This is a genomic window from Methylomonas fluvii (assembly GCF_014850975.1).
In the GTDB taxonomy this organism is placed as follows: domain Bacteria; phylum Pseudomonadota; class Gammaproteobacteria; order Methylococcales; family Methylomonadaceae; genus Methylomonas; species Methylomonas fluvii.
Genome location: NZ_JACXST010000002.1, coordinates 732,395 through 745,566 on the forward strand (window position 1 = coordinate 732,395; position 13,172 = coordinate 745,566).

At 52.2% G+C, this 13,172-nt stretch carries 15 protein-coding genes; 14 read left to right on the plus strand and 1 reads right to left on the minus strand.

All coding sequences use genetic code 11. The features are described from left to right. Positions 1-206 precede the first annotated feature (206 nt). The 8 genes from EBB_RS12910 (at position 207) to EBB_RS12945 (ending at position 7,833) form a co-directional block, all read left to right on the plus strand. Positions 207-515 carry a hypothetical protein gene (locus EBB_RS12910; RefSeq protein ID WP_192394231.1) on the plus strand — a complete coding sequence of 103 codons (309 nt, stop codon included), beginning with the start codon at positions 207-209 and terminating at the stop codon, positions 513-515. Positions 516-981: 466 nt separating this feature from the next. Next, positions 982-1,980, plus strand: coding sequence for a tRNA dihydrouridine(20/20a) synthase DusA (gene dusA / locus EBB_RS12915; protein WP_192394232.1), 999 nt, complete (start codon positions 982-984; stop codon positions 1,978-1,980). Between the two features lie 39 nt (positions 1,981-2,019). Then, positions 2,020-2,565 carry a GTP cyclohydrolase I FolE gene (gene folE / locus EBB_RS12920; RefSeq protein ID WP_033158934.1) on the plus strand — a complete coding sequence of 182 codons (546 nt, stop codon included), beginning with the start codon at positions 2,020-2,022 and terminating at the stop codon, positions 2,563-2,565. A 2-nt stretch (positions 2,566-2,567) separates the two neighbouring features. Then, entirely contained in the window at positions 2,568-3,551 is a 984-nt protein-coding gene (gene hemH / locus EBB_RS12925; protein ID WP_192394233.1) for a ferrochelatase, read from the plus strand. A 32-nt stretch (positions 3,552-3,583) separates the two neighbouring features. After that, positions 3,584-5,176, plus strand: coding sequence for a MutS-related protein (locus tag EBB_RS12930; protein ID WP_192394234.1), 1,593 nt, complete (start codon positions 3,584-3,586; stop codon positions 5,174-5,176). Further along, complete coding sequence (purT, locus tag EBB_RS12935) at positions 5,173-6,369, plus strand: formate-dependent phosphoribosylglycinamide formyltransferase (protein WP_192394235.1); 1,197 nt, start codon at positions 5,173-5,175, stop codon at positions 6,367-6,369. The genes EBB_RS12930 and purT overlap by 4 nt, the downstream gene beginning before the upstream one ends. Positions 6,370-6,393: 24 nt before the next feature. Beyond that, entirely contained in the window at positions 6,394-6,969 is a 576-nt protein-coding gene (locus EBB_RS12940; protein WP_033158930.1) for a lytic transglycosylase domain-containing protein, read from the plus strand. Next, positions 6,970-7,833 (plus strand): HDOD domain-containing protein, encoded by an 864-nt coding sequence (locus EBB_RS12945; RefSeq protein WP_192394236.1) that lies wholly within the window; start codon positions 6,970-6,972, stop codon positions 7,831-7,833. 43 nt (positions 7,834-7,876) lie between these two features. On the opposite strand, the gene EBB_RS12950 is transcribed toward EBB_RS12945, so the two are convergent. Next, positions 7,877-8,455 carry a Maf family protein gene (locus tag EBB_RS12950; RefSeq protein ID WP_192394237.1) on the minus strand — a complete coding sequence of 193 codons (579 nt, stop codon included), beginning with the start codon at positions 8,453-8,455 and terminating at the stop codon, positions 7,877-7,879. A gap of 69 nt (positions 8,456-8,524) precedes the next feature. Here EBB_RS12950 and EBB_RS12955 point away from each other — a divergent pair, with 69 nt between their 5' ends. From EBB_RS12955 to fabG, 6 genes are all read left to right on the plus strand, one after another. Then, entirely contained in the window at positions 8,525-9,043 is a 519-nt protein-coding gene (locus EBB_RS12955) for a YceD family protein (protein WP_192394238.1), read from the plus strand. Position 9,044: 1 nt separating this feature from the next. After that, positions 9,045-9,227: a 50S ribosomal protein L32 gene (gene rpmF / locus EBB_RS12960; RefSeq protein ID WP_033158926.1), complete on the plus strand. Its 183-nt coding sequence runs from the start codon at positions 9,045-9,047 to the stop codon at positions 9,225-9,227. 210 nt (positions 9,228-9,437) lie between these two features. After that, positions 9,438-10,466, plus strand: coding sequence for a phosphate acyltransferase PlsX (gene plsX / locus EBB_RS12965; protein WP_192394239.1), 1,029 nt, complete (start codon positions 9,438-9,440; stop codon positions 10,464-10,466). Continuing rightward, a complete protein-coding gene (locus EBB_RS12970) occupies positions 10,463-11,431 on the plus strand; it encodes a beta-ketoacyl-ACP synthase III (RefSeq protein WP_192394240.1) in 969 nt (322 codons plus the stop codon). Before plsX ends, EBB_RS12970 begins: the two co-directional genes overlap by 4 nt. 2 nt (positions 11,432-11,433) lie before the next feature. Next, positions 11,434-12,390 carry an ACP S-malonyltransferase gene (fabD, locus tag EBB_RS12975; protein ID WP_192394241.1) on the plus strand — a complete coding sequence of 319 codons (957 nt, stop codon included), beginning with the start codon at positions 11,434-11,436 and terminating at the stop codon, positions 12,388-12,390. Continuing rightward, complete coding sequence (fabG, locus tag EBB_RS12980) at positions 12,383-13,111, plus strand: 3-oxoacyl-ACP reductase FabG (protein WP_192394242.1); 729 nt, start codon at positions 12,383-12,385, stop codon at positions 13,109-13,111. Before fabD ends, fabG begins: the two co-directional genes overlap by 8 nt. The last annotated feature ends 61 nt before the right edge of the window (positions 13,112-13,172 follow it).

The following is a 13,172-nucleotide window of genomic DNA, read 5'->3' on the forward strand; positions in this document are numbered from 1 at the left end:
TGTTATAAAGCTGGCCGCGCCACAATAAAAGACTGCCGATAACTATCCGCTAGGTTTTAGGCCACGTTCAACCGGGTCGCGAAATAGCGTCGTTATTCAGAACCTTAGCTGACCACAGCGAACCGATTGGCGCGAATGTCTAAAACATGCGCATCAAAAAGGTCAGCTCACTAAGTTTTTATAACCCCTACATAAGGAGACAAATTATGAATTCCGAAGACATCCTGAAAACTTGTATACGCGAACTGAAGCGTTGCGGCATAAGCTTCGTGCTGATCATAATCGGCGTATTTCTGGCCACTCAAAACGCCCCCGCCGCAACCATGCCAAAACACAAGCAATGCATAGGCAGCATGGAAACGATTAGCGCGCTTGCCTCTCGTCCTCTAAAACCCGGCACTCGCGCTTTGGTCCAGCCGGTTAGTAATTCGCTCCATCAGTTTCATACCAAGCAAACTTACAGTAAATGCGTTGGCAGTTTGGCCGAAAACAAAGCTAGCAAACAATACAAATGAGCGTATATCGGCAATCTGTGTAGTAGTGAATCGTCCGCGCGGACAATCCAAATGCCATCCCGAATCCCAAGCAACTCGACGAGGCTATATCAAAACGCCACCGAGGATTTTTTCTCTGAACAGCAGCATTTAGAGGTAAGGTGTTAGCTTTTAGCTTTATCTAATAGCATCGGGCCAATATGCATCCGACAAGCGTGACCAGAATCAAATGTGCGATCGTGTTTATCCTTTTCATGCTGTTTAGCGTCGGCCCCATTTGTACGTAGTGATTTTCAGGCCGCGCTGGTTTGAAGAACTGGTCAACAAAATCTACGCCGATAAAGCAGACTGATATTTTCCTACCTTATAGTCTCGCTCTTTCAGCCTTCATCTCAGGCTGATTTCCTACTGCCGTTTTTATTCACCCCGGCGCAGTATAATAAAGCCACCAAATTTAAATCCTGCTTCCCAACTACCAGAATCACCAATGACCGCTGACCGCGACCATGCCCACGCCGACAAACACCTAGCCTACAGATTCTCCGTAGCCCCCATGCTGGATTGGACTGACCGACACTGTCGGTATTTCCACCGTACCTTATCTCGTCATGCCTTGCTATATACGGAAATGGTCACCACCGGCGCCATCTTGCATGGCAACCGTGACCGGCATTTACAGTTCAGCTCAGAGGAACACCCACTGGCATTACAACTAGGCGGCAGCAATCCAGCGGATTTAGCGGAATGCGCAAAAATTGCCGCCGATTATGGTTATGACGAGATCAATTTAAACGTCGGCTGTCCCAGTGACCGCGTGCAGAATGGCCGCTTCGGTGCCTGTTTGATGGCAGAACCCGAACTGGTAGCCGAATGCGTGGCAGCCATGCGCCAGGCAGTATCGATGCCGGTGACGGTGAAATCGCGGATTGGTATCGATGATCGCGATTCTTACGCAGAGCTGACACAGTTCATACAGCCTTTGGCGGCAGCCGGTTGCGACACCTTTATCGTGCATGCCCGCAAAGCCTGGCTATCCGGGCTGTCACCCAAGCAAAATCGCGACGTGCCGCCGCTACGTTATGACGTGGTGTTGCAATTGAAGCACGATTTTCCGATGCTCAATATTGTCATCAACGGCGGTATCGAATCCTTAGAGAGCTCGCAGGAACTATTGAAGCATGTCGATGGCGTCATGCTAGGCCGGGAGGTTTATCACAACCCGTATTTATTAGCGGAGGTAGACCGGCGCTTGTTTAACGACGAGCATGCCATTCCGTCGCGGCAAGAAACGGTATTAGCCCTGTTGCCTTACATAGAGCAGCAATTACAGCAAGGCGTGAGACTGCATTGCATCACCCGACACATGCTGGGGCTGTTTCATGGTGTCGATGGCGCGCGGGCCTGGCGCCGCCATCTCAGCGAAAACGCCACCCGTTTTGGCGCCGGTAGCCAGGTGGTTTTGGACGCCTTAGAATTTACAGTTTGATGCTGTATACTCACGACATTTTTTTACTCGAGGGCGGCAATGGAAGAATATTTCTCCAAAATCATTCAAGCAATAGGCGAAGATGTGAATCGGGAAGGTTTGCGGGACACGCCCAAACGTGCCGCTAAAGCCTTCAAATTCCTGAATAACGGTTACGAAAAAACCCTGGAAGAGGTATTGAACGGCGCGATATTTGAAGCCGACACCGAAGACATGGTGATTGTAAAAGACATCGAGCTTTACTCCTTATGCGAGCATCATCTCCTGCCCTTCATTGGCAAATGCCACATCGGTTATCTGCCTAAAGGTAAAGTCTTGGGTTTGTCCAAACTGGCCCGTATCGTTGATATGTACGGTCGCCGCCTGCAAATTCAAGAACAACTGACTCGGCAAATCGCCAAGGCAGTGGAAACTGCCATCGACGCCCGCGGCGTAGCCGTGGTCATCGAAGCCAAGCATTTGTGCATGATGATGCGCGGCGTGGAAAAACAAAACTCGGTAATGACCACATCGGTCATGCTGGGCATCTTCAGGGAGGAAATCAGTACCCGCTCCGAATTTTTAAACTTGATCAACCGTAAATAATCATGACCGAAACCGGCGCAAAAAAGACCGGGGTATTACTGGTCAATCTGGGCTCGCCCGCCTCTCCCAAAACCGGTGATGTACGCCGTTTTTTGCGCGAATTTCTCGGCGACCCGCGGGTGGTCAATCTGCCCAGACCCTTGTGGTGGCTGATTCTGAATCTGTTCGTGCTGCCGTTTCGCCCCAAAAAATCGGCACATGCCTATCAATCGATCTGGACCGAGCAAGGCTCGCCCTTGATCGTATTCACCGAAAAGCTGACCTCCAAATTGCAAGGTTTTACGGGTGTAGACGGCACCCATTTAGTCATCGATTGCGCGATGCGCTACGGCAAGCCGGCTTTGCGGGAAAAACTGCAAAACTTTCAGAAACAAGGCGTCCACGACATCGTCATCCTGCCACTGTACCCGCAGTACTCATCCACCACGACCGCCTCGATTTTCGACGTGGTGGCCGAGGAATTTGTCAGTTGGCGGCACATGCCCGGCCTGCACTTCATCAGCGACTTTCATGCACACCCCAGTTACATCGAAGCCCTGGCGCAATCGGTGCGACAACATTGGCAAGCCAACGGCCAAGCGGAATTGCTGTTGTTGTCATTTCACGGCTTGCCGGCCAAGCTGACCGAATGGGGCGATCCGTATTTCTACCAATGCCAAACCACCGGCCGCCTGCTTGCTGAGCAATTGGGGCTAAACGACCAACAATGGAAACTGGTGTTTCAATCGCGCTTCGGCAAGGCCGAGTGGTTGAAGCCTTATTGCGTGGAAGTGTTGCAGGAATTGCCGCAACAAGGCATCAAACACGTGGACGTGATTTGTCCGGGATTTTCGGTAGACTGTCTGGAAACGCTGGAAGAGATCGCCATCGCTAACCAGGAGATATTTCTGGAAGCGGGCGGCGAGACGTATCGCTATATTCCGTGTTTAAACGACAGCGACGCTCATGTCGAGGTGATGCTTGATTTAATCAAAACCGTGCACTAAATAAAGCGCGGCTACTAAAAACCGGGGGTAATATGCAACAAAACATCTTACAAAGCTGGAACGACGAATGGCCGACAGTGCGCTCAAGCCAACCCTTGCCTACCGGTGAAGGCGTGATTGATCAAGGCGCGTTTAACACCATAGAAGTGGACGAATTGTTCGATTACGTCAACTACGCCAGCACCACCGCCGGCAAATCGGTGCTGTATCGTTCGCTAAGCCAACCCTTGGATAATCTGGAGGCGATAGCCGCCAAACAAGCCGCAGTGCGGGAAATTCAAGACAATCCCGATGTCCGCGCCAATGTGGAAAACATTATCGCCAATGCCGCCGCGGCGGAAAACCGGCTTTACTTGCTATTGTTCGGCGAGTTTCTCGGCGGTTTCGGCACCGCTCGCGAGGATAATCAAATCGAAGGCTACGGCTACAAGCAGTATGTGCGCGGCGTCCGCGTGGTTTTGAATTTGGTCGGCGCCATCTACAATTCCGGCAAGCCGCAAAGCCTTTATCTGCAAAGCGTGTTCGAGAAAATCGGCAATTTTTCGCATAGCAACGAATACTCGCTGATGGTCGGCCCGGTTTACAACAGCGAAAAAGGCCTGCAAAGCAAGGAAAAGCGCAAAAATTCCTTCTCGCCGGCGACGATTTTCCGTCCCACCCTGTTCAAACCGATGTTGATCGCTCTACTGATCGCCGCCATCTGGGGCTTGATGCAGATTTTCCCGACCGATATGTTCCAGGTCACGCGCGACGGCTTGTCGGTGGCCTCGGTGTTTTTCCTGCCCTTGGCCTTGGCTTATATTCCGGTCATCGGCGGCTACGATAGAGACAACTGCATCTTACCCCTGCGTAACATCTATAAAAACTCCCAGGCGCTCGGCGACATGCTGGACGGCCTCGGACAGTTGGATGAGTTATTGGCTTTTATTAAATACGCAGAAGACTTCGGCAGCGAGATGGTGTTGCCGGAACTGAACGCCAGCGAACGGCATAACATCAAATTAGTCGCCGCAAAAAACCCGGTATTGGGCCAGAAAAACCCCACCTATGTCGGTAACGATTTCAGCATGAACGAAGAACGTCTGGTGTGCGTGACCGGCCCGAACAGCGGCGGCAAAACCGCATTTTGCAAAACCATCACGCAAATTCAATTGTTGGCGCAGATCGGCTGCTTCGTACCGGCCCAGGCTGCCAATTTAAGCGTGGCGGACCACATTTTCTATCAATGCCCAGAAATCAGCCATCTCGATGACGGCGAAGGCCGTTTCGGTACGGAACTGAAACGTACCCGCGATATTTTCTTGGCCAGCAGTGCAAAAAGCTTGGTGGTGCTTGACGAAATGGCGGAAGGCACTACTTTTGAAGAGAAGATGCAGTCGTCTATCGACGTATTGGACGGTTTTTACCGAAAAGGCAACAGTACTATTTTGATTACCCACAACCATCAATTGGTGGATGAATTCGTGAAACGAAAAATCGCCGTGCCTAAACAAGTGGAATTTGCCGAGGACTTGCCGACTTTTAAATTAATCGCCGGCATTTCCAGAGTCAGCCACGCCGACCGGGTCGCGAAGAAAATTGGCTTCTCCAAACAAGACATCGATAACTATTTAGCAAAATCATGAAAATCGGCACCCCTGACAGCGGCAGCGCCACCAAAGCTTTATTGTTGGGTAGCGGCGAATTAGGCAAAGAAATTGCCATTTCGCTGCAACGCTATGGCGTGGAAGTGATTGCCGTCGATCGCTATGCCGGAGCGCCGGCGATGCAATTGGCGCATCGCAGCCACGTTATTGATATGACCGACGCAACCGCGGTAAAAACCCTGATTGCCCGCGAACAGCCGCATTACATCATCCCCGAAATCGAAGCGATTGCCACTGAGGCGTTGGCAGAGATTGAAGCGCAAGGTAAAACCACTGTCGTCCCTAACGCCAGGGCGATTCAATTGACTATGAATCGTGAAGGTATCCGCGAACTGGCAGCCGCTGAACTCGGCCTTCCCACCTCAAAATACGCTTTTGCCGAAACCTTCGAGCAACTAAAAGCCGCAGTAGATGGCGGGATAGGCTACCCCTGCTTTATCAAACCGACCATGTCGTCGTCGGGCAAAGGCCAGTCGATGGTACAAAACGCCGATCAACTGCAAGCCGCCTGGGATTACGCCAAGGCCGGCGGCCGCGCCGATACGGGTAAGGTGATCGTCGAAGCGAAGATCGATTTTGATTTTGAAATCACCTTGCTCACCGTGCGCGCCCTGGACAGCGACGGCCAAGTAAAAACTTATTTCTGCGAACCCATCGGTCATCGCCAGGAGAACGGCGACTATCGGGAAAGCTGGCAACCACAGACGATGAGCAGCAAGGCCGTTGCGTTATCTCAGCAAATCGCCGACAAAGTGACGACCGCACTAGGCGGATTGGGTTTGTTTGGCGTGGAATTATTCATCGCTGGCGATCAAGTCTGGTTTAGCGAAGTCAGCCCCAGACCGCACGATACCGGTATGGTCACTATGGCCAGCCAGCGGCAAAGCGAATTTGACTTACATGCTAGGGCCATTCTTGGACTGCCGGTCAATACCTCATTGGATAAAACCGCCGCCAGCGCAGTGATTTTAGGCGGCATAGACGCCAAAGCCGTGAGCTATGCAGGCTTGGCACAAGCATTGGCGGTCTCCGACACCGACATTCGCCTGTTCGGCAAACCGGAAGCATTTGTAACGAGGCGTATGGGTGTCGCACTGGCTACAGCCAGCAACGTCAGCGATGCTCGAGTCAAAGCGGTCCAGGCTGCCAGCCTAATTCGCGTGACTGAATGAGTCCAATCGGTAAAAGGTGACGCGATGAAACCCCTGTTGATTGCCACACTATCGATAGCGCTAATCACCGATGCGGGGGCAGACATTTTCAAATACACCGATCCTAGCGGTCGGGTGTATTACACCGACGAACCGAAAAAAGGCTTCGATTACCGCTTGATCATCCGTACCCGGCCGCGTACTTATAAACACGACCTGAAGTTCATGTCCGGCAACAAGCTCAAATTCAATGATCTAGTCGCCAAAGCAGCAGCCAAACATCAAATGGACCCCAAACTGCTGCACGCAGTAATTCAAGCCGAATCGGCCTATAACCCCAATGCCGTATCATCGGCCGGGGCGGTGGGCTTGATGCAGTTAATGCCCGATACCGCGCGGCGTTACGGCGTCACCGACCGGCGCGATGCCGAACAAAATGTCGATGGCGGCACCCGCTATTTGAAAGACTTGCTAGCCATGTTCAACTCCAATCTGACCTTGGCGGTAGCCGGTTACAACGCCGGCGAAGGAGCGGTGATGAAATACAATAACAGCGTGCCGCCCTACCCCGAAACCCGTAATTATGTGCAGCACGTGATGGCGCTGTATCGGAAGAGTTAATTGAAAGCCTCCGCTATCAAGCAATTGATTGCCGGCTCTACCGAACTGTTTTCCCTGCCCGATATTTATTTTCAACTCAGCGAGATGATCCGCGATTCACGGTATTCGCTGGCGGACATCGGCAAGGTTATCGCCAAGGATCCGGCTCTGAGCGCAAGGTTGCTGCGGGTAGTGAATAGCCCTTTCTACGGTTTTCAAGCCAAAATCGACACGATTTCCCGGGCCGTTACCGTGATAGGCATCGACGACTTGAGTAATCTGGTATTGGCAACCACGGTCGTTGATCGCTTCGGGAAAATTCCCGACGAACTGATCGACATGACCTCGTTTTGGATGCGTAGCATACATTGCGCGGTAATTGCCCGGATGCTAGCTAAAGCCAGCGCCGTACTGCATACCGAAAGACTGTTTCTGGCGGGTCTATTGCATGACATAGGCTCGCTATTACTCAGTCAAAAAATGCCTGAGCAATATCTAAGAGTATTGCTTGCCGCAGACCACAACCGCTTATTGTTAGCCGGCTTCGAACAAGAATTGATTGGTTTCACTCACGCAGAGGTCGGCGGGGAATTACTCAAAACCTGGGGCTTACCGGAATCCCTTTACGAAACCATAGGCTGTTATCTGAGCCCTGCCGATGCCCAAATACACAAACTGGACGCTCATTTGCTGCATATGGCGGCGCGCTTGGTCGATAGCGGCCAGCAACCCGACGGTGTGGAAATAGCCGTTGCGGCATTTTCTAATCAATCGTTAACACTCGTGCGTCTAACAAGAGAGCAAATCGTCTCGTTGATGGAGCAGGTAGAAGAGGAATTTTTGCAGATGTTTGAATTACTCGGACCGAACAAAAAATTTCACTAAACGGTATTGGTGAGTAATTTTAGCCATCTTAACTCGCACCAAATCAGATAATATTGACCCCAAACTTTTCGAGCAAGGCCACCAATTTTATCAAGGGCAAACCCACCAAAGCATTAGGATCTTCGCCGACAATTTTACTAAATAGCGCGATACCCAAGCCCTCGGATTTGAAGCTGCCGGCACAATCGAAGGGCCGATCCAAATCAATATATTTTTCAATCTGCGGCGTGTTCAGCGTTTTGAAATACACACTACACACATCCATATCACTCAGGTACAGGCCCGTTGCGCTATTAAAAACGCAAACTCCCGTATAAAATTGCACCGTCCGGCCGGATTGCTTGGCAAGTTGTTGAATTACCGCGTCGCGTCCGCCGGGTTTTCCCAATATCCCTTGGTCCAGCACGGCAACCTGATCGGAACCGATGATTAAATGATTAGGGTATGTTTTGCCGACTTCTTCAGCCTTCGCCAGCGATAATCTGTGTACTAAGGCGTCGGGCGATTCTCCCGATTGCGGGCTCTCATCGACGTCGCTGCTGCAACTTAGAAAAACAAGACCCAGTTTTTCCAACAACTGGCGGCGATATTTCGAACTCGAGGCAAGGACTATGGCGGTCATCGGCTAGGTAGTGGTTTGAGTCGGTGTGCGTTTGACGCAACAGTTAGTTATCTGTATCATTGTACAGTTATGTCAGACAAGTTTCCCGACCTTATCGATCCCTTATTGTTCGCCGAAAGACGCGGCGCGTTTTCCGGGGATATAAAAATCGCTGCGCTCGAGCGCTTGTCTGGTAGCGTGATCGATCATGGTGGCAGCGTTAGCGCCAAGATCGAATTTGGTAAGGAAGGTAAACGCATTGTCGTTGCCGGCCATATCGAGGGTGTTGTGGAATTGGCATGTCAGTCTTGTTTGCAAGCACTGACCTGGCCGCTGAATATCGATTTTAAATTGGCTGTTGTCTCTTCGCTACAAGAAGCAAAGCAACTGGACGATTGCGAACCGCTATTGCTGGACGGCGACACCCTATCATTAAACGCGGTGATCGAAGACGAAATCCTGCTGGCATTGCCCGACTACCCTCGGCATGAACACGATTGTCTCGCGCACAACCGTTCGGAAGATGCCGATTACAGCGCAATAGATAGTCAGACTAAGGCTAACAACCCTTTTTCTGTTTTAGCAAAACTTAAAAAAACTGGAGATTGAAATGGCAGTACAAAAGAGCAAAGTATCGCGTTCCAGACGCGGTCAACGTCGTTCACACGATGCATTAGTCGGTAAAACCCTGTCTCAGGATCCGTTGACCGGCGAAACCCATCTGCGTCATCACATGACGCCGGACGGTTTCTTCAAAGGCCGTCAAATCATTGCCGGCAACGACGAAGATTAATCGCTTTAAACTGCCATTGGCCGACTCGCAGCTCATTCGCAAGGCGAGTCGAGCAGCCCTCAATCCAAGACGGGCCGCAAGCATCGCGTTTTCCCGCGCAATCGTCAGCACGACGGGCAGTAATATTTGATTTATTGATAGTCTCTGGGTAAGCCAACGCGTCGCTTGACAGCTGTTGGCTCCTTTCAACTTCTGGAGTTAGTCCTAAGCGTGAGCTCAACTCTCTCAATTGATGCCATGGGCGGGGATTTCGGTCCTCAAGTTACCGTGCCTGCCTCACTGGCCTGTTTACGAAAAAATCCGGACTTAAATCTGATCATGGTCGGCGATGAAGCGGTTCTTGGCAACCTGCTATCCCAAGCACTGGTCGAGTTCAAAGGTCGGATCAGTATTCAACACGCCTCGCAAGTGGTCGAAATGGACGAAGCGCCGCAAAAAGCCTTGAAGAACAAAAAAGATTCTTCCATGCGCGTGGCGATTAACCTGGTCCAGGAAGGCAAGGCCGACGCCTGCGTCAGCGCCGGTAACACCGGAGCGCTGATGGCAACAGCCCGTTTCGTGCTGAAAATGATTCCCGGCATCGAACGCCCAGCGATTATTTCCACATTGCCGTCTACTTTCGGCCACACCCACATGCTCGATTTAGGCGCCAATGTCGATTCCAGCGCCGAACAACTCTACCAATTTGCCGTGATGGGCGAAGAGGTGGTCAAGGCCGTGGAAAAAATCGAACGCCCGCGTATCGGTTTGTTGAACATCGGCGAAGAAGACATGAAAGGCAACGAACAAGTCAAAGCCGCCGCTAAATTGCTGGAAAGTTCCGGACTGAATTACATCGGTTACGTGGAAGGCAATTCGATCAACGCCGGCAGCGTCAAAGTCGATTTAATCGTCTCCGACGGTTTCGTCGGCAACATCGCCCTAAAATCTATCGAAGGCGCGGCAAAAATGATAGGCAGCAAACTGAAAGACAGTTTTTCGCAAAACTGGCTGACCAAATTAGCCGGATTGATCGCTTATCCTGTTCTGAAACGCTTCAAAGACAGCATAGACCCGCGCCTGTATAACGGCGCCAGTTTCATCGGCCTGCGCGGCTTGGTGATCAAAAGTCACGGCGGCGCAGACGCTCTGGCTTTCGAAACCGCCATTCATCTGGCGGAAGTCGAAGTCGCACAGGGCGTTATTCGTAAAATCAGCGAAAAACTAGAACTCGCGCTGGCCCAAAAGGTTGATGAATGACACGCTGGACACATGTTATCGGTACGGGCGGCTATCTGCCCGAAACCATACGCACCAATGAAGATATATCCGCCACGGTGGACACATCCGACAGTTGGATCTACGAAAGAACCGGCATCAAAAGCCGCCGCATAGCCGGACCCGACGAAACCGCTTCCAGCATGGCGGAAATCGCCGCCAGACAAGCCATTGAGGCGGCCGGAATTGCAGCAGACGATATCGACATGATCATCGTCGCCACCGGCACGCCGGATCGCGTCTATCCCAGCACCGCCTGCCTGTTGCAGGAACGTCTGGGTATCAAGCAATGCGTCGGCTTCGACATCCAAGCAGCCTGTTCCGGCTCGGTTTACGGGCTCAGCATTGCCGATCAATACTTGAAAACCGGTTTTGCCAAAAACGTGTTAGTGGTAGGCACGGAAATTTGCTCACGCATCGTCGATTGGACCGACCGCGGCACCTGCATCCTGTTCGGCGACGGTGCCGGCGCGATTTTGTTAACCTCCAACGATAAGCCGGGCATCTTGTCCACGCATATCCACTCGGATGGCGGCTACGAAGATTTATTGTATTGCCCCAACCCGCAGGTAGCGGCAGTCGCCAAACAAAACGAACCCGCTTACATCAGCATGCGCGGCAACGAAGTGTTCAAAGTCGCGGTCAATACGCTGGGCCGGATTGTCGATGAAACCCTGGAGGCCAACGGCTTACAGCAAAGCGACATCGATTGGCTGGTGCCGCATCAGGCCAATACGCGCATCATCGCCGCCACCGCCAAGAAGCTGGGCATGTCCATGGATCAAGTGATTCTGACCCTGGAAAACCAAGGCAACACCTCCTCCGCCTCCGTGTTATTGGCGTTTAACGAAGGTGTGCGCGACGGCCGCATTCAACGCGGACAAACCGTATTAATGGAAGCTTTTGGAGCCGGTTTTACCTGGGGTTCCGCATTAATCAGGTACTAAACATGACGACGATAGAACAAAGTTACAATCTGGCATTCGTATTTCCCGGACAAGGCTCGCAAGCCGTCGGCATGCTGGGCACGCTGGCCGCCGCCAATCCCCTGGTCAAGCAAACTTTCGAACAAGCTTCCGACGTGCTGGGATTCGATTTGTGGAATATGGTCGCCAACGGCCCGGACACCGATTTGAACCAAACCCATAACACCCAGCCGGCGATGTTAGCTGCCGGCGTCGCGGTATGGCGGGCCTGGTGCGAAAAGACCGATATCAAGCCCGCCTGGATGGCCGGCCATAGCTTGGGTGAATACACCGCCCTGGTCTGTTCCGGTGCGCTGGGTTATGAAGACGCCATTCGTCTGGTCGCCGAGCGTGGCCGCCTGATGCAAGAAGCGGTACCGGCTGGAAAAGGCGCGATGGCGGCAATTCTGGGCCTGGAAGATCATCAAGTCGTTAACACCTGCGCCGAAGTCGCCAATGGCGAAATCGTCGCCGCTGCCAATTTCAACGCCCCAGGCCAAGTCGTAATTGCTGGCGAAACCGCCGCAGTGGAAAGAGCGATGGAAGCCTTGAAAGCGCTGGGTGCCAAACGGGCATTAAAGTTACCGGTTAGCGTGCCTTCCCACTGTGCCTTGATGGAAGCGGCCTCCGACAAGCTAAACGACATACTGCAAGACCTTAACGTCGAGATGCCCAATAGCACGCTAATCCACAACGCCGACGTCAAATCGCACGGCTCACCCGAAGTGATTCGCTACGCGCTAAAAGAACAATTGTTCAAACCGGTCCGTTGGGTGGAAAGCGTCAAATTCATGCACGAACAAGGCGTTACCGCCTTTGTTGAATGCGGACCCGGCAAAGTATTAGTCGGTTTAAACAAACGCATAGCGCCGGATGCAGCGCATTACACAATTTACGACCTCGAAACCATCAACAATGTTGTGGAGCAACTCCGTGGATAAAAAACTCGCCATCGTTACCGGCGCCAGCCGCGGCATAGGCCGGGCCATAGCCGAAAAATTAGTCGCAGACGGCTTTTTTGTAGTCGGCACTGCCACCTCCGATAGCGGCGCCGACGCGATCTCCGCTTATCTGGGCGACAACGGCAAAGGCTACAAATTAAACGTCGCCGATTCCGCCGACATCGACAGCTTTATCAAAACCACCGGCGACGCTTACGGCACCCCAGCAGTATTGGTCAACAACGCCGGCATCACCCGCGACAATCTGTTGATGCGGATGAAAGACGAGGAATGGAACGACATCATCACCACCAACCTGACCTCAATTTTTAGAATGAGCAAAGCCGTGTTGCGCGGCATGATGAAAGTCCGTTACGGCCGCATCATCAATATCTCTTCCGTAGTCGGCTCGACCGGTAACGCCGGCCAAACCAACTATGCGGCGGCCAAAGCCGGCATGATCGGCTTTGCCAAATCCATGGCCAAAGAAGTGGGTTCACGCGGCATTACCGTCAATACAGTATCGCCCGGCTTTATCGATACCGACATGACCAAGGAACTGTCGGAAGACATCAAGAATGCACTGCTGGGTTCGATTGCCTTAGGCCGCCTGGGCCAACCGGAAGAAATCGCCCACGCTGTGTCTTTCCTGGCATCCGAGCAAGCCTCTTACATCACCGGCGAAACCTTGCATGTCAATGGCGGCATGTATATGCCTTAAAGCCTGGCAGATTGCTTTAAACAAAAAAGGCCGGCAACCATTAGAGTTACCGGCCTTTTTT